This is a genomic window from Enterobacter sp. AG326, assembly GCF_004362415.1.
Classification (GTDB): domain Bacteria; phylum Pseudomonadota; class Gammaproteobacteria; order Enterobacterales; family Enterobacteriaceae; genus Enterobacter; species Enterobacter asburiae.
Genome location: NZ_SNXG01000013.1, coordinates 13,323 through 30,444, shown reverse-complemented (window position 1 = coordinate 30,444; position 17,122 = coordinate 13,323). Strand labels below are relative to the sequence as shown.

Annotated in this window: 10 protein-coding genes and 6 pseudogenes; 6 read left to right on the top strand and 10 right to left on the bottom strand. The window is 47.7% G+C overall.

Going from position 1 to position 17,122, the window contains the following annotated elements; genetic code table 11:
• Positions 1-54 precede the first annotated feature (54 nt).
• Both DFO52_RS22185 and DFO52_RS22180 read left to right on the top strand, forming a co-directional pair.
• Positions 55-2,478, top strand: coding sequence for a TcfC E-set like domain-containing protein (locus tag DFO52_RS22185; RefSeq protein ID WP_208110484.1), 2,424 nt, complete (start codon positions 55-57; stop codon positions 2,476-2,478).
• Entirely contained in the window at positions 2,475-3,725 is a 1,251-nt protein-coding gene (locus tag DFO52_RS22180) for a hypothetical protein (RefSeq protein WP_243737953.1), read from the top strand. The genes DFO52_RS22185 and DFO52_RS22180 overlap by 4 nt, the downstream gene beginning before the upstream one ends.
• A gap of 338 nt (positions 3,726-4,063) precedes the next feature.
• Here the strand turns inward: DFO52_RS22180 and DFO52_RS23195 are convergent.
• Positions 4,064-4,583: pseudogene (locus DFO52_RS23195) on the bottom strand (ATP-binding protein).
• Positions 4,580-5,163, bottom strand: a pseudogene (locus DFO52_RS22170) (IS21 family transposase); the annotation flags it as partial. The pseudogenes DFO52_RS23195 and DFO52_RS22170, both read right to left, overlap by 4 nt.
• 6 nt (positions 5,164-5,169) lie before the next feature.
• Between DFO52_RS22170 and DFO52_RS22165 the strand changes: the two are divergent.
• A complete protein-coding gene (locus DFO52_RS22165) occupies positions 5,170-5,415 on the top strand; it encodes a hypothetical protein (protein ID WP_133551204.1) in 246 nt (81 codons plus the stop codon).
• Positions 5,416-5,743: 328 nt separating this feature from the next.
• Here the strand turns inward: DFO52_RS22165 and DFO52_RS22160 are convergent.
• The 3 genes and pseudogenes from DFO52_RS22160 to DFO52_RS22150 all read right to left on the bottom strand — a co-directional run.
• A pseudogene (locus DFO52_RS22160) lies at positions 5,744-6,725 on the bottom strand (IS3 family transposase); the annotation flags it as partial.
• A 264-nt stretch (positions 6,726-6,989) separates the two neighbouring features.
• Complete coding sequence (nhaC, locus tag DFO52_RS22155; RefSeq protein WP_133551203.1) at positions 6,990-8,429, bottom strand: Na+/H+ antiporter NhaC; 1,440 nt, start codon at positions 8,427-8,429, stop codon at positions 6,990-6,992.
• 510 nt (positions 8,430-8,939) lie between these two features.
• Positions 8,940-9,401, bottom strand: coding sequence for a transposase (locus DFO52_RS22150; protein WP_208110483.1), 462 nt, complete (start codon positions 9,399-9,401; stop codon positions 8,940-8,942).
• A gap of 19 nt (positions 9,402-9,420) precedes the next feature.
• Here DFO52_RS22150 and DFO52_RS22145 point away from each other — a divergent pair.
• Positions 9,421-10,200 (top strand): annotated as a pseudogene (locus DFO52_RS22145) (IS3 family transposase); the annotation flags it as partial.
• Positions 10,201-10,337: 137 nt separating this feature from the next.
• Here the strand turns inward: DFO52_RS22145 and DFO52_RS22140 are convergent.
• Positions 10,338-10,763, bottom strand: a complete 426-nt coding sequence (locus DFO52_RS22140; RefSeq protein WP_133551202.1) for a helix-turn-helix domain-containing protein — start codon at positions 10,761-10,763, stop codon at positions 10,338-10,340.
• Positions 10,764-10,793: 30 nt separating this feature from the next.
• Positions 10,794-12,140, bottom strand: coding sequence for an ISNCY family transposase (locus DFO52_RS22135; RefSeq protein WP_133551201.1), 1,347 nt, complete (start codon positions 12,138-12,140; stop codon positions 10,794-10,796).
• Between the two features lie 288 nt (positions 12,141-12,428).
• Between DFO52_RS22135 and DFO52_RS22130 the strand changes: the two are divergent.
• Positions 12,429-12,590, top strand: a pseudogene (locus DFO52_RS22130) (transposase); the annotation flags it as partial.
• A 490-nt stretch (positions 12,591-13,080) separates the two neighbouring features.
• Positions 13,081-13,728, top strand: coding sequence for an EAL domain-containing protein (locus DFO52_RS22125; protein WP_166642376.1), 648 nt, complete (start codon positions 13,081-13,083; stop codon positions 13,726-13,728).
• A 361-nt stretch (positions 13,729-14,089) separates the two neighbouring features.
• On the opposite strand, the pseudogene DFO52_RS22120 reads toward DFO52_RS22125, so the two are convergent.
• The 3 genes and pseudogenes from DFO52_RS22120 to DFO52_RS22105 form a co-directional block, all read right to left on the bottom strand.
• Positions 14,090-14,678: pseudogene (locus DFO52_RS22120) on the bottom strand (recombinase family protein).
• 591 nt (positions 14,679-15,269) lie between these two features.
• Positions 15,270-15,773: a hypothetical protein gene (locus DFO52_RS22110; RefSeq protein WP_133551198.1), complete on the bottom strand. Its 504-nt coding sequence runs from the start codon at positions 15,771-15,773 to the stop codon at positions 15,270-15,272.
• Positions 15,740-16,531 carry a winged helix-turn-helix domain-containing protein gene (locus DFO52_RS22105; protein WP_133551197.1) on the bottom strand — a complete coding sequence of 264 codons (792 nt, stop codon included), beginning with the start codon at positions 16,529-16,531 and terminating at the stop codon, positions 15,740-15,742. The genes DFO52_RS22110 and DFO52_RS22105 overlap by 34 nt, the downstream gene beginning before the upstream one ends.
• Positions 16,532-17,122 lie beyond the last annotated feature (591 nt).

Sequence of the window (17,122 nt, the reverse complement as noted above, 5' to 3'; positions counted from 1 at the left end):
TGTCCTTTCATGTGATATGGAGGCCGCGGCAGGCGACTGCTGCGGCTTTTTTTTATGAAGAAAAAAAGCCTGCTCATCCTTACCCTGATCCCCCTGACTGCGCCGGCGGCGGATATGACGCTGGCGGCCAATATGCGGGGGCTGCCGGAAGACTTCCGCCGGTATTTTTATGACTCAGAGCTTATTGTTCAGGTTTACCTGAATGACACACGGCTGTTTGATGCTGCCGTTGTCCTGAAAGAGAACGGAGACATCCGTCTGATACGAACCCTTGATTATGCAGAGGATGCAGACCCGGAAACCCTGGCCCTCTGGAGTGGTGTGCTGAAGAAGGGTGTATCGGCTGGACAATGTGCGAAAGACTGTCCTTCCGGGCTGATGGCGGTTCAGTACAGGCTCGACAACTCCGTGCTGAAGCTTTATACCACAAGCTATGAGACCGCACGGACCCAGAGCACCTATATTGCCATGTCGGCAGATACGCCGGGTGGTGTCATTATGTACAACGATGCATCCGTAACAAACACGGCGTCCACGCGCAGCTGGGGTATAAATTCATCCCTGACGTCGTCGCTGGCAGGCTGGAGCCAGAGAGCGTCCTTCCAGTCGTCAGGAACGGATGGGGACTATCATTACAGCAGCGCCAGCCTGTACGAACTTTACACCCAAAAAGAGCTTCAGGGCAGTTTCGTCCGGCTGGGTTTTTTTACCCCTGACAGTGATACCGGTAATGTGCAGACAGCCGGTTTCGGTTACGACACCGTGGCGGGAGCGATGTGGGGTACCTCTGATGCGCTTCGGGTCAGTATGGACAGCGTCAGCGCTTGGCCGGTTTATGTGACCGGATACACTCAGTCCATTGCAGAAGTCTGGCGCGACGGCCGCCTCGTTCATACCCAGCAGTTACAAGCGGGTGTGCAGGCCCTGGACACGCGGCCGTTACCCGGCGGCATTTATGACATCACCATCAGGATTATTGAAAATGGTCAGACCGTCGACACGCAGCAGGCGCAGATTTACAAACCACAGGGGTGGTCTGACCCGAACCGGCGCTGGCGCATGAACCTGTGGGGCGGTCAGCACAGGACGCTGGCCACAGGTGAAGGGCAGGGGCGTGAGGATAATCCCTTCTCCATTGGTGGGGGGGTTGATGTCCTGGCCCATCCGCGAGCTGTTCTGGGGCTCAGCGGGGCGGCAACGGAAAAAGAGCACCAGATCAGGACGCGTGCAAACATCACGCTTTCACCGGATGACGCCCTGTTTGCCCAGTACACGCTGGGTAACACCGCATATCAGTTAAATCAGAATACCGACATCCGTTTCTACCGCAATATTCCCGGTGGTGGCTCAGCCAGCCTGTTCTGGCGCTCAACCACGACGGACGTCTACGGGCACAGAACCGCATCCCGTCAGCAGGGTGATACCTGGGGCAGCTCCCTGGCGCTGCGACTTCAAGGGTCAACGTCGCTTATCGTCAACGGGCAGTATATGGATACGGCCTGGCGCAGTGGGGTTGGTGCCGATATGTCGGTGACTACGCTGGCCACCCTGTCGGGGCGCGATATGAACTTCCGCGTGAGCGCATATGACCGCCCTGGCTTTAATGACCGCCGTCGCGACCACGGGGTCGCATTTGGCATCAGCATCTCGCTAGCCCCGGCGGCAAGGCACACCCTGTCGGCAGAAACGGGCATGAACCAGAATCAGGGTTATTCCAGTCTGAACTATCAGTGGCAGCCGGGGGATGACAGCAGCATCCGCTCTCTGGGCGGGGGAGTCTCCTACAGTCCGCAGAATACGGTTATCAGCGGTAATGCCTCAGTGGATACCACGTACATCAGCGGGGATGGTTATGTGCAGCATAACACCCGCGGGGGCACGAACACGGCAGGGGGTAACCTGAGCCAGGTGCTGGTGATGGGCGGTGGCAGGGTGGCCTCCGTAAACGGCAACGCCAGCCGCAGCATGGAGTCAGCGCTGATTGTGGATGTAGATTCTGATGATGAAGCCGCGAATGTACTGGCTTCCGGCCGGATGGCCGAGACACCGCTGAAAGCAGGACGCAATATCATTCCGGCCGGGCTGTGGAAAAAAGAGACCGTACAGTTCACAGCCCGCGGAGGAGAAAGTGTGCAGGTGTTCCCACCCGCCAGTAGCGTACAGATGCAACGCGGCAGCGTGAAATACATCAGCGTGAAGGCGGTGAAAACCTTCACGGTGGTGGGGATGCTGCAGGACGAAAACGGAAACGTACTGAAGAACCGCTACGTGAGCAGCGACGTCTCCGGCGGAGTGATAAACGCTGAGGGGGTGCTGACCCTGGATTCCGGTACTGCAAACCGGAAGCTGACGGTCAGGGCAGAAAACCGGCAGCCGGGGATGCAGTGCACGCTGCCGGCGGAGATGGAAAAAGACAGGACAGTGCAGTTTGTCAGCACAGTGACGTGCCGCGCAGACGGTGCAGGAGAAAAACGATGAGTTACTCAGTATTACGTGCGCTGGCGTGCATGGCGCTGCTTGCGGTAAGTACAGCGGGTATGGCGGCGACCATGGACATCACGGCGTCGTTTTCACCGTCGATGGACAGGCCTGAAAACAATACCTTCACGAACACCACGCCGCAGAGCGGGTATTGTGTCCGCAGGCCAGAGTATTGCAGCGGGAACAGAGTTAGTGCTGATCTTCCTCTAAGAGCATCGCCGTCCAGGACAATAGAAGCTAATTCATCTCCCAGAGACGGATTGTATATAAAAATGCCATCCACATTCAGAAGCCTGACAGTTACCAGTGAAACAGGTGCGCAAGCGCAGGTACAGTTCCGGGTATCAACTATCGGCTTTATTGCCAGGTATCCTTTTGGCACAATAGGAACCATGGATAATTGGGTTGGCGGGGGCTTTATTTCTGCACCAAGACCTTGCATTTCTACAGGTTTAGCTTTCTACTCAGATATTTATTACGAGTTTTTATGGCGGTACAATACAGGGGATTCTGCATGTTATAAAATATCAACTATCTCACGAAGTGGTTACCCTGTATTCAACGACAACAGTATTGGCTATGAACTACAAACTCCTGACCCGCTCAAAATGGAGGCCGGAATATACACTGGGTCATTAACGCTGAGTGTTGGCCCGGGAGGCGATATCGATTTCGGGGACAACTATCAGGCGTCAGACACGGAACTGACCATCAATTTTACGCTTTCGGTAAACCATGAATTTAAACTCACCACTACCGCAGATGACCAGGCCGTGTCGCTGCAGCCCTGTGCTTCAGGGCGGGTCTGCACTGCTGATGAGGGACAGGCCAATTGGGAGCGCTGGATGGTGTCGCGTGCCACTCCGCAACTGACAGGCAGGAGTAACTTCAGTTTGTCCACCTCAGGCGCTTTTACGGTTTATCTGGAATGCGAACAGCAGAGCGGCCCGGACTGCGCCCTCAGAAGCGATAAAATGCCCTCACAGACGGTCCCGGTCAGCACGCTCCTGACCTTACCCGATAACATCGTCGATAACGTCACCGGCTCAACCGTGTCAAAACGCAGGCTTGAAGCCGGGCGTGATTTGACTAAGAACGTTTTTGTGACAAAGACGTTTGGTCAGAACAGGGCCGGAAGTATTGATTTTCTTGTCGGCCAGAAAGATGTTGATACCATGCTGGCTACACGTCCGGATACCTATCGCGGGGCGGTAACCGTCATTTTTGACCCGAAAATTTACTGAAATGCTGCCAGGACCTGATATCCTCTACCGGTAGTTGCAGGGGATACCGGAGGTGGGCATGCCGGTATGATGTATTTGATTTGCAGTTAATGTAATTCCGGCGCAATGGAATGCAGGCCGGAGAGGATAAAGGTAAGTACAGTGGTAAGTAAACTGATGGCGCGGGCTGGTTTATAGTTACTTGTATTTTAATTCATAAATGAGGTGTTGCATGACAAAATTATTAACCTGGTGTGGAACAACATCACCCCGAGATATAAATAAACCTAATGTATCAAACGTCAACTAGTTTTGCCGACTGGCGCCAACTACTCTAGCCGCATCCATTGAGCGGGGTTTTACGCCACCTTGGTTACTGCCTTCGCTGCCTTTTTACTGTAACTTTCTCCCTTCAGTTCGAACATATATCCGTGATGGCTCAGCCGGTCGGCTGCTGCCACCGCCATCGTTTCATCCACGAAGATGCCGCCCGACGTGCTGAACGGATGATTGCTTGTGATGACCAGACTGCCACGCTCATAACGATGTGCGATCAGCTCGAACAGCAGGAGATTTTCTCCGGCATCGACCCAGTCTGTCGTTTCACAGAGTTGCCGGAACTGAGCGTTATTTAGTTCCAGCACTTGGCTGAAGTCATACTTACCCAGCGTTTTCGCACTGGCAACCTGGCTTCCTTTTATAGCGGCGTAGCTTTTCGCTCTCGCGCCACAGGAGTTCTTCATTGCACAGCGTCAGCAGATAGCGTGACGGGGTCCAGCCCTCAGCCAGCGCACGTTTCTCCAGTGCATGCCATTCCGCACTGACGCGGGTGAGACGCAGTTTGCGCTGACTACGCTCAAGTAGGTGGATATTGCTCACTGCAGACCTCCTTTTCCGCGCAGCAACTGCTCATAACTGCTGAGGTTGTGTGAACTACACTGACCGCCGGTAGTTCCTTTTCCTTTATCCCCAGTAACCGCATCAGGCTGTGCAGATTCAGCTCACCCAGGATATTCAGCATCTGTTCCATCCCCCGCGCCACGATAGAAATATCGTCATAGCACGCAGCCTGTTTCAGTACGTGTACCATCAGACGACCTGCTATCTCAGGCTTGAGATGATTACACAGACGGCGCCACAGTCTTCGCCATTCATGGTCCGGCTGGATGTCATTTCTCAGCGCCGCATGGCTGAAGGCCCCCGGCTTTTTCGCCAGGCTGTCGATCACATGCCGGAAGTCGATCAGTCTGGCTCGTCTTTTACCCTTTTCTGGTCTGACACGAGGGCAGCTCATAACCTCGTTGCTACCAATTTAACAACTCAGACGATCATCCTACGCCCGAACCCGTAACAGCTGGCCAACAAGCCGGGAAGGCACGCTGTAGACGACAAGTTTGACGTTAATGGTACGCTACTCATTTTTGTGGCCATGGCCGGCATTATTGTGTAGGCCCTGCATATACTTATGAGCTTTCAAGAAAGCAGAGTATTGAAACAGCTTGAGAATACAAAAAATATTACTCTTGTCGTTGATTGCCTTATGCTACTTCATGGTATTTGGGTTGCTTTTAATACCATTCTGGCTTACCGCCCTGATTCGACTGTGGTCTGGCTTACTCGTTCAGAAACAGTAAGTATATTTCCGAGAGGACAAGAGGGGGATTATATTCTTGAACAAAAAATGAATCCTGTTTCACTTCGGTTTTTTTAAAGAATATATTTTATTCATAAAAATTAACTTCTTATTATGGGAATTTTAAGAGACTAAGTCAACAAGAGCTTATGTTAAAATGGCACTCTTTATATTGTTCAAAGGTGGTGCGAAAGGTGAACTTCCTTTAAAGTAAGTCAGCCGGTCATCTTGCTTTTCTTCTGAACCGGTGTTGTTTGGACCTGCGGGATGGCCGGTAGTTTTAAAATAGAGTCAGAATGGATATGTTACGGTAAATTGTTATAAATACATCGCAAAAATTAATTACCCATTTTCAAGTATCTATTATAGTGATCTTGACCCGCCATCTCCGGACAACTTTTGTATCTTAAGTTAACGATGCCCGCTGCCGCCTGTATTCCCTTGGGGAGTGATATCCCAGCGCGCTGCGCGGGTGGTTTTCATTGTAATGCGTGAACGCTGCTGCAAGGTTTTGCAGGGCTGTTCTCACATCCGGTTTTGGCATGAACGCGATATAGTCTTCCTTCATCGTCTTCACGAACCGCTCTGCCATGCCATTACTCAGTGGGCTGCTCACTGCGGTTGTGCAGGGTTTCAGATTCAGCTCTCTGGCGAACCTCCGCGTTTCATGCGCGCTATACGCTGAACCGTTATCCGTCAGCCACTGCACCGGTGTGTCGGGCAACCTGTCGCCGAAGCGTTTTTCCACCGACCTTAGTATCACATCCTGCACAGTCGAACTGTCATAGCCTCCCGTGCTTGCTGCCCAGTCTATGGCCTCGCGGTCGCAGCAGTCCAGCGCGAACGTTACACGCAGTTTTTCGCCGTTGTCACAGCCGAACTCGAAGCCATCTGAACACCAGCGCATATTGCTTTCTGCAACTGCGATTTTACCCTTATGTTCACGCTTCGGGCGCTCTGGTTTGTCATGCAACAACAACAGGTTATGCTCGCTCATTATCCTGTATAGACGTTTGGCATTCACAGGTGGCTGTCCCTCTGAGCGACGTTGCTTGCGCAGGATGCCCCACACGCGTCGATAATCATAACTCGGCATATCGCTGATAATGTTGAGGATAGCCGACAGTATTTCAGCGTCTGCTTCGTCATTACGCCGGTTACAACGCCCGTCCTGCCAGTCGGCCGCAGTGACACTTGCGCACGCGACACACCCATGGTGCGACTGACCAGGGCTATTCCCCGTCCTTTGGCAACAAGGGCGCGTGCGCTATCCATTTTCGCGACTGACCGTACTCCAAGGCTTCTTTCAGGAGATCAACTTACATCGTCTTTTTGCCCAGAAGGCGCTGGAGCTCCCGGACCTGCTTCAGCGCAGCAGTGAGCTCTGAGAGAGTTATTCCATCAGAACCAGTAATTTGTCAGCAGGTTTCTCACCCGCGTGTTAGCTGTAGAGTGTTTTGAGTCAGACCAGTTTATTTTCTCCATAACTTAAAAACTCCCGGCTTCTTGTTAAAACGTAAGTTTCATCATTTTTAATCCTCCGGGGCTGCGAAAGCCCCAGTTTTGAATCGCTGATAACACTGTGCTGAAGCAACCAGAAAAATTCCGAAACTTTTTTTGTAAAAGCGAGCTGTCACAGCGAGCAAAGTCCGTCACCGGTGGTGGCGGCTTGCGGAATGCGGTGCCGCTGTCGACGGTTTAGTACGCAGCACAGCTATCCCGGCAGAAGCAAAAGCAATGGCAACCAACGGATTAATAAGGTTAAAGAAAGAATACGGTGCATAATCAATTGCATTGACACCAAGCACTCCTCCCATAAATGCACCGGCCGTAGTCCAGGGAATCAAAGGGCCTGTCAGCGTAGCACCCTCTTCCAGGGTACGACTGAGCATTGCTGGCTGCAAACCACGACGGGCAAACTCCTGCCGAAATAAATTACCGTTAACGATGATCGACAGATAGACTTCCCCCATCAGACCATTAGTCATGAAACAGGCGCCAATGACAAGGGCTACCAGGGAACCCAGCCGTTTAACCTGCTGCAATAGCCCCTGCATTACCAGACGCAAATAACCGAGCTCGTTAATTAACGCCCCCAGACACAGCGCCATAAATGACAGCGCAAAGGTTCCCATCATATTCACAATACCCCCGCGGTTAAGCAGAGTATCAAGCATTGCAACACCGCTGTAGCTGACGTATCCGATATTCATCGCATTCAGAGCGCTGGCGACAGAGTCCCCCTGAACAATAACACTGCACAAAACCCCAAGTAATGCACCACTCATTAGTGCAATCAGTGCTGGCACCCGCAGCACACTCATCAGCAGTACTGCCAAAATCGGTAACAGCAACCATGGGCTAATGACAAAGTTCTGTTGAAGCAACTGCAGCAGTCCACTGACCTCATTTACGTCTGTGCTTTGGGTCAGATGGTAATGTCTCCCTGCGACATAAAATGCTCCCAGACTCAGCAAATACGATGGCGCAGTAGTAAGTAACAGAGAACGGACGTGTGCGAACAAATCAGAACCGGTTGTGGCAGCCGCAAGATTAGTGGTATCAGACAGAACGGATAATTTATCGCCAAAAATGGCGCCTGAAATCACCATCCCCGCAGTGAGTGGAGCAGGGACCCCGAAGACTTGTCCCATAGCCATAAAGGCTACCCCCATCGTACCGGCAGTACCCCACGATGTACCGGTCGCCAGTGACACGACGCTACAAACCAGTAAACCTGCCGGCAAAAAAAACTCCGGGCTTAAAATCTGTAGCCCATAGAAAATAAGGGTCTGGATAATCCCGCTCTGGATCCAGCTCCCGATAAGCGCACCAATTAGGATAAAAATACAAAGCGAGGGGAAAGCCCTTATAATGCCGCTGCACATACTCTCTATTATCAGCGTAAAGCGCCAGCCATCCGCCAGAGCAATAATTACTGTGAGTGTTAACGACAGAAGCAGCAGAATCTTGATGTCTACCTGATAAGGCATGCCAAGCGACAGTGTTGTGATAATCGAAACGAGTATGGAGTAAGCTGCGGTTTTACCAGGCTGGTTTGTTGATGCTGATTTCGTTTGTTCTGAAGACATAACTATCCATGAATATTAGAGAAATGTTCTTGCAAGTACAAAATAGCGTCGAAAAGATCACAGTTTGGCATCCTGCCGAACGCTCACACGATGTGGAGGCATTATCGTTGTACTACCGCTGAGAGATTCGAACAATCGTTCTTACTCACTATAATACGCACATCGGTAAATTGCTCAAAACGATAATACTACTCTGTTCTTAGCTGCCGGGACTTAAACTATAAAATTTTTGTCTATCGGCCCCCTGAAATCTGTAGAGGCTCTCAGGTCAACCTAATGCTGAGACCGGTATTGCTGATAGCGGAGTTGCGGCTTGATGGTTAGGAAAATGAATCATCGTTTTAGAAATATCCTGACCATGGATGTTATCGTCGGGAGCGTAATGGTTGCGGGTGGTTGAGGCACTTATGATGATAAAATGCGGTTTTCGGTGAGTTTTTAACCTGAAAACCGTTTTTAAGGCGAAATTATCCCGCGGCCTGTGCCAGAAGCCATCGTTTCCGGTCGATGTTATGCAGCCTTTCCGCCACTAACTCCGTGGCGTGTCTGACAGCCTCTGGGCCGCTGAAGCACAGCCGGTTGCCGCACAGGATATTTGTATGGATCCGTGCGCAGGAACCCCTTCATCAGCGCGGCGAGGCCCGACTGCTCCGTTTTTTTCCGCGCTTCCATCTGCAGGGCATCGTATAACTTCTGCAGCAGCTCGCCCAGTTTCCGGCTGAACAAAAAGCCGTAGTAGCTCACCATCTTAAAATGCTTCGCCGGTACGTGGCTGATATAGCGTCCGATCATCTCTTCCTGGGGAAGGATCTGCTGGCGGTACCGCTGCGTCCGGTGGTCGTAATAGTGGTGCAGCACCGCGCCGCCGCTGTAGTGCCTGAGCTTCGCCGCCGACACCGGAGGGCGCTTCATGTACCGCCCGAGATATTTGACGCTCCGCCAGGCGCCCCGGGTCTTCTTCGCGAATTGCACCTTCCAGCTGCGCCCGTACTATTTTTACCACAAAGCCAGCCAGCGCTTGTGTGATAAATATGCGGAAATACGCTTGATCATGGCTGAGATCTTTGAGGAAAACTACCGTTGCTACGGCTACTGGCGTCTTCACGCGATGCTTCGCGGCAATAACAAAATTATCTCTGAGAAGGTCGTCCGCAGACTGATGGCAGAAGAGCAGCTCGTTGTTAAGCGCACCAGGCGACGACGATACAACTCTTACTGTGGAGAAATCGGCCCGGCACCGGAAAATCTGCTCGCCCGGGATTTTAGTTCCTGCAGGCCAAATGAAAAGTGGCTGACCGATATAACGGAGTTCCAGCTTCCGGCTGGAAAAGTCTATCTGTCGCCAGTTATCGACTGCTTTGATGGCCAGGTTGTGAGCTGGTCGATAGGAACACGCCCGGACGCGACGCTCGTGAATACGATGCTCGATGACGCACTCGATACGCTCAACGAAAATGACCAACCGGTGATACACAGCGATCGTGGTGGCCATTACCGATGGCCAGGCTGGCTCGATCGTGTCAACACATCCGGACTTATAAGGTCCATGTCGCGCAAAGGATGCTCGTCGGATAATGCTGCGTGTGAAGGCTTCTTCGGGCGTATCAAAAACGAAATGTTCTATGGCAGAAACTGGGCGGGTATCACGCTGGAAAAATTTATCAGCTTCCTGGACAAGTACATACGGTGGTATAACGAAAAGCGTATCAAGCTATCATTAGGTGCAATGAGTCCGGCGAAGTACCGGCAGCATCTTGGGATCACAACATAACAGTCTAGGAAAACATCCGCATCCCCCAGACGGACATCTCAATTTAGCCACTACAAATTTTGTCTAGCCAATGTTCAAATGTCGTATTTAAAACCAGGCTGAAGTGACCTCTGTGGTGAGTCCGGGCAATGCCTTCTTCAGTCTGATTCAGGTTTTGAGGACGGGCGAGGATGCCAGGTTTTCTCGGCAATCATCAGTTTCCGCACGGTCTCTTTTGAAATCTGAATACCATATTCTGTGGTCAGTATTCGCCAGATTGCAGACGGGTTCATCCCCCGGCCGCGTGAGCGGATGAGCTGCAGAGCCTGAGCTCTGATATCCGCCTTTAACTGATGATTGCCCGGCTTTCCCTGACGGCGGCTGAGCAGCCCTGTCGGCCCTGATTCGCGGTAACGCTTAACCAGACGGATGCACTGGCGGGGGGAGAGTTCTGCGGATTGTGCCAGCTCCGCCAGCGTGATCTCCCGCGCAATGTACGCTTCAATAAGATCCAGGCGCAGCGCGGCCTGCAGTATCTGCCATGCGGTATAGTGGCCGTTCATTTCGCCCTCATCTGCCAGCATCCAAATCTGTTCCGCAGGTGAGGGAAAGGCTCATCGTTTCAGACTGGGGCTAAAATCCTGCGGACTGGCCAGCACCGGATTAATCGCCCTGAGCTCTTCCAGTACGCGCTCCTGAGCACGCCTGCGGGGCATTTTTTTACTGCGCATTCGCTTTCCTTCCGCCTCCAGATCGTCCTGCTTCTGCTGTGCCAGTCTCAGAACGGCGCCCAGCCGTTTGTTGTCGACAACCGCACCCTGATCAACGCAGGCCAGTGTATCGAAAACCTGATAATCCAGCGGCCGGTGCCGGTGACGGAAAGCAATGCTGCCGTCAGGGTAATCAAAAACGGTAATTTTTTCACCTGCTATTCGGGTATTTTCTTCGGTGGGATCAACGATATACATTATCTTATCGTACTGAAACGTCAGTGCTTTCGATAAGGTTCGCAGCTCCTGCCAGGCGAAGATATCATTGAGTTCCTGTGGACTCTGGGTGACCGGACGGTGCAGGTCTTTGGGGTATTTTGCCGGCCGGGAGAACCGGCGGTTAAAATCGGACATGAAGTACTCAAGCCACTGATTGGCCTGGGTAATCGAGCTGATATTCTGCAGGCGCATCTCTTTAATCAGGCGATCCTGCAGGGTTTTATTGACCCGTTCCACGCGGCCTTTGGCCTGGCTGCTGTTGGCGCAAATCAGTTCGATCGCCAGTTCCCGGAGAGCCCGTCCGAACTGGGTTGTGCCGGTACGCCGGCTTTCCGGTCCGCTGACCCGGAATACGGCATGCTTGTCACTGTAAAAAGCAACTGGTTTACCATGTTTATCAATGTATTGGCGTGTAGCCATCATGTAGTCAAACGCGTTTTCTGAGTCACAAAATCGCAGGTGCATCAGGCGACCGGTGGCATCATCCATAAAGACCAGAAGGCAGCATTTCGGGGCGCGGCCCTCGAACCAGTCATGGTACGAGCCATCGATCTGAACCAGTTCGCCAAGACAGTCGCGACGATAGCGTGGCTGATAAACCCGGGCTCGCCGGCGGGAATGAGGACGCCAGAGGCCGTCGGCTGTCATCCAGTTACGGACGGTTTCAACGGAAAGATGAATATGGTGGCGTTCAGCCAGTTTTTCCGTGGCGAGCGTCGGACCAAAGTCCGCATAGTGACACCGGATCAAATCCAGGGCTTTGCAGCGGATCTCTTCATCGATACGGTTATTTGCAGGACGGCCACGGCGGGAGGATGCAAACGCGGTTGCGCCATCTGTCCGGTACAGGCGTACCAGACGCTGTACCTGGCGAACACTGAGTTCAAGAATGTCCGCAGCGTCACGCTGAAGCAAAGCCCGGTCGAATACTCGCTGAATGATGCCAAGCCGGTAAAGTTCTCTGTCTGTCATAGTCACCAACATAAGATCGCGGTCCTGTGCTGAGCAAAATGAAGGCTTAGCGTACACGACGCGAGTGAATTGTGCTGAGACGACAATAACGCTTTGTGCTGACACATTTAGTTCGTGTAATCTATCTTATGTTAAATTAAAGAGATGTGATGAGCATTGCTACGGATTGATATACATGCAGTTATTCTTCTGTTATCTGATGTAGCCCCCTGAAACACCAGACAGTAGCTGTATCTCCAGATAAGAGATAGGCTTGAATATATGTCTAACACTAACGCCAATTTTGAGATGACCGGGATCCTGTTAGGGCAAGAAGCCCGCAAACGTAAGACTCCTCAGGAGAAAATCGCTATTATCCAGCAGACGATAGAGCCAGGAATGAATGTCTCCCACGTCTCTCGTCTGCATGGTATCCAGCCCAGCCTGCTGTTCAAGTGGAAGAAACAATACTAGGAAGGCAGCCTCACTTTATTGCCGTTGCCCTCAAGGCATTATGCGCACTTAATGTGCGGTTTTTTGCGCATTCGCCGGATAATCTTGTTATTTTGTATAAATAGTGTAGCGGCTATTTATGTTACAATCTATATTTTAGTTACACTCTTATCTCATATAGCGTTTAGTCTAGAGGTGACTTGGAAATTTGGACTGCTCCTGATGGCATTTAGTCCGTAGCATGCAAAAAGCTGGCTGTGATCATTGTCGACTTTTTTGGTCATACCAGCTTCAGAGGTAGTCTGAATTTTATTCTTAAAAGATGGCATGTGGATGATGTCTCATACTCACAGCGATAAAGGCTTAGCTGGAGAATATGTTACTTAGCAAGCGCTTTTGTAACTGAATTTTGTATTACAACCTAGGGGAGTATTAATGCACAGGTATGATAAATATTTTCCTCGTGATTTAGAACACTGTTAGTATTACATTACACAGGAGATGTAAATTGATAAATTTAAATGGGGTAAAATTCACATTCAAACTCGAACCAATAATTAATATTTTTTCACAGGAAGTAATGGGTTATGAAATCTTATCTAAACCGTACGATAAGACTTTCAATACTGAAGCCTTTTTTTTATCACAATCATCTGAAATACTCGAAACTATTTTTTACGAGCAGTTATCTTTTTTTACTACACAATGTAAGCTCGACCCGGAACGTGTAAAAAATCTTTTTATAAATTTGCCACTCCATCTGCTTTTACGGGAACAGTTTCTACTGACGCTACAGGAATACCTGCCAGTTACAGATCTAAATCTGGAGATACAGTATGATCCTGTCACCCTTACGTCGGAGGTGTTGGATTTCCTTAAGACCCTTCTCTCAGATCGGTTAAGGATCTGGATCGATGATGTGGATGCCACTGGAGGGACAATCCTTAATGACCCTACTGGCCCAGGTTTAAAGATTGATAAATACACATTCTGGTCAATGTATCAGTCGCAGGAAAATCTTTCTGTATTCACTCACTACGTCGATAAAAAGCTTATTGTTGAGGGGGTTGAAACCGCTGAACATATTCATTATCTCAAAGAAAAAGGCGTATGTTTAGGACAGGGATATTACTGGCCAGCTATTGAGTATAGATGAATAAACCACAGGCTATAGAATAATCAACCCCAGCAGTTTAATATTTACTGACTATTTGGTATCTCTGAGAATGTAAAAAAAAGGGTTTTATTAATCATATGTATTTACATATTTAAACCCAAACTGATAATTTATTACGGTTTAATCTGAGCGTTCTTTTCGATTCAATCCGAACGCAAATTATGATATATTCTGGATAAATATGACCATTTTTTCGGAATTCTTGAACGGATTGTCAGAATTGATTCTACTGTCGTCGAAATCACATATTTTGACTTTAAAAAAAATAGACAAAACTTGTGTTTGGAAGTTTTCCGGTAGCATGTAAAAACAATTAGCTTACTAACTCTTTCTTGATTCGCTAAAAGGTGGCACGGCTGATATCTGCTGCTTTCATTATGTGGGCTGGCTTAACGTTCTGTGCCAGCATTTCTCGAACAGTCTCACGGGCTTCCATATCTTTTTCTTTCCCCATATACAAACCTGCCTTTTTTGCTCTCTCGATCCCCTGTGCCTGACGTTTACGTCGAGTTTCATAATCTTGTCGTGCCATTGTCGCAAGGATATCGATCAGCATAGCATTGACTGCCCGAAGAATGCAGCTGGTTAGATCATTACCGGACATTTCAACCATCTGCCAGCTTGTTGGTAAATCCATTGATACAATAACCAGTTTTTTACTGTTTAGTTGTGGCTTTGAGTTCAGCCCATTCTTCATGTTGAAGACGACTGAGTCGGTCAATCGCTTCAATAAGAAGTAGATCGCCGGGTTTTCATTCCGCAAGTAGATGCATGAGTTCAACACGCTCCAGCTTCGCACCACTTGCATTCTCAATGTATTCTCCGACAACTGACCATTTTTTGCTTCGCGCAAATTCGCACAGGCTAATCAGTGCACGATCAGCATGTTGGCCTTCAGTACATGCACGGCAGTAGATACGGACATTCATTATGAATTCTCTTTTAAATATTAAAAAACACCCATATGATACATGACGTTGTTTCGCTTTCAATAGAGTTAAATCAAACCCTATTGAGACCTTTTTATCATGGTATTAATCAGGTATACCTTTACCCGTGACAACACTTGTTTCAGATCTGTTCATCTACTTTTTCGATTTAAATTTTGTTTCCTCAAGTGGTTTTCTCGCATGGCTTCAGCAGCCAAATTCACTACAGCAGCGCTCGGAGATAAAACCAGAAAGGTAATAATAAGTCCCCGCCAAGCTGCTATTCACCATTCATGGCTACCGGAATCTATTTTTTGAAAAATCTAGCGATAGTCTAAACCACCTGGACATGCCTCTCTAACGGAAATTATTACGCGACATTTAAATATTTCTCAGGGAAATGAAAAATAGATATATAAAGTTAGTGATTTTTGCCCCCCAATCTAGCGGCTAAATATTTTGTATGAGCCGAGCCTACTCAAGATAACAGTCTAAAATTAGATATGAGTAGGCAGCTAATGACTATAAAAAATATTGTATAGCTTCTGATGCAAAACTTTGAAAATCAAATATAAGCACCACGACTGCCGCCTAGGTAGTCGATAAATTCGATGCGCATATAAAGAAAGGAAATACTAAACCCTCAAAAAATAACAATTCTTTATTAGGTGAGGTTGCTTTTATATAATAATCTTCACCTGGTTTTGGAAGAAATTTTTCATATAAAAGCTTGCTATCAACAAAGTCAAAAGCACTTATTTTCTCTCTATCAATTTTTATACTGTAAAACCCTATTTTTTTATTATTTTCAAAGCTAAAATAATATGTTCTGTCGAGATCAATTTTTTCTCCATCTTTATTTAAAACCCCACTTACATGTAAAAAACCTTTGTTTTTTTGTTCAAAAGCAAGCACATATAGTACATCTAAAGTTAACTTTACATTTCCTTCATATACGTCGTACAAAACATCTGCTTCGCATTTGCGTATAACCACATCTTTATTAAAAAGATTGTATTCTTTAAAAAGTACAACAGCCATCACTAGAGTTAATAAAAATATTAAAGTTTTGAGTACGATTTTAAGTTTTCGCATTTTATATAGCCGGCCTTCTCATTGTTTAAACAAACAGACACAAAAAGCAATCGATAACGTTCCTTACTCAGTGATGAAAAATCATAATAAACATTTCCCGTAGTATTTTTGCACAGTTCAGTTATTATAGGATAGGCTTCTAGAACACTTTTAACAGTTGTAGAGTCGGTTGAGAGATTAAAAACAGCGCACTTTTCAATTTCACCTGTTTTATGAGTTTTCCTTTTTGTAATGGCAATATCTTCTGTGTCCGTAAAAATAAAGTATAAAATGATAAAAGATATTGTTATTAAAAATAATATTATCAAACTGTATGATATGTATTCTTTGCTCTCCAGTTGTGAACGCAAAAATAAAAAATACTTTTTCCAACCTTTTTGCCGTATATTTTCTTTTTTGTCAACTTGATCCTCATTTTTTGTCACTTCGTCTTGCAGCTCGACAGTAGCATTCAATTGGAATCCAATTTTAGGTATTGTCATTAAATCTATTTCAGCATTGCTTAAACTTGAAAAATACTTCCTTAATAAACTTATGTTGTTATTTAAACTTGCATCCGAAGCTGAGTAACCATTATCTTCCCAAACTCTCTTCAGCAGCAGCGCTCTTGGCAAAACTTTTTGGGGATGCTGTATAATTTCCTCCAGCAGTCGCGATGCTGTTGTTGTTAAAGGAACAGCTATTTTATGGTTTTTAATGGCTGATAGTTCCTTTTTTTCGCTATCAAATAATATTTCAAAATTAATTAAATATTTCATTTTACCCCACTATAAAATATCTATTTTTAATAAAAAATCACCCTTGCTTAAAGGAGGGCAAGGTTTTTATTCTATGGTTATTGCAAAATAATTCACTTTATATTTCAGTAAATGTGATTAAAGAAGCAATCCACAGTAAGGGCATTTTTTCTGACTAACCTGAACATAATTGGACAACATTTTTTGAGGATTGCGCACCAACGTAACTATCAAAAGTTTCATAAGATCAATAATTTATATAATCCAGAGTTGATTGACAAAAAAACGTGGAATAGCAATATTTTTTTCAGAAAACATACAATAATCCTCGTCACAAGCACCGAAAGTTGGAAAATAGCATGAAGTGAATTAGCATGTAATCAGCACACTAGGACTCCTCACACTAGTCACCCCGACGCTTTAATCATCTTTCATGTCATAGAGCCCTAAGTCGTTAATAAACAGTTCGGTAATGAAGCGAGTGTAGATTGTGTTAACCAGCAACTGATAACGTAGGGGACATTTTGTATTGTGGCGCAGAATCGAATTTCAGACTAAAACTCTATCGCAGAAGAATTTTAGTGTAAACAATAGAACCACATGCAAAATGCC

What these genes read in the sequence shown, in the direction of transcription:
- DFO52_RS22185 (WP_208110484.1), top strand. Translation starts at nt 55, where the DNA reads ATGAAGAAAAAAAGCCTGCTCATCCTTACCCTGATCCCCCTGACTGCG.
- DFO52_RS22180 (WP_243737953.1), top strand. Translation starts at nt 2,475, where the DNA reads ATGAGTTACTCAGTATTACGTGCGCTGGCGTGCATGGCGCTGCTTGCG.
- DFO52_RS22165 (WP_133551204.1), top strand. Translation starts at nt 5,170, where the DNA reads ATGAGCTTTCAAGAAAGCAGAGTATTGAAACAGCTTGAGAATACAAAA.
- nhaC (WP_133551203.1), bottom strand. Translation starts at nt 8,429, where the DNA reads ATGTCTTCAGAACAAACGAAATCAGCATCAACAAACCAGCCTGGTAAA.
- DFO52_RS22140 (WP_133551202.1), bottom strand. Translation starts at nt 10,763, where the DNA reads ATGCTGGCAGATGAGGGCGAAATGAACGGCCACTATACCGCATGGCAG.
- DFO52_RS22135 (WP_133551201.1), bottom strand. Translation starts at nt 12,140, where the DNA reads ATGACAGACAGAGAACTTTACCGGCTTGGCATCATTCAGCGAGTATTC.
- DFO52_RS22110 (WP_133551198.1), bottom strand. Translation starts at nt 15,773, where the DNA reads ATGCGAAAACTTAAAATCGTACTCAAAACTTTAATATTTTTATTAACT.
- DFO52_RS22105 (WP_133551197.1), bottom strand. Translation starts at nt 16,531, where the DNA reads ATGAAATATTTAATTAATTTTGAAATATTATTTGATAGCGAAAAAAAG.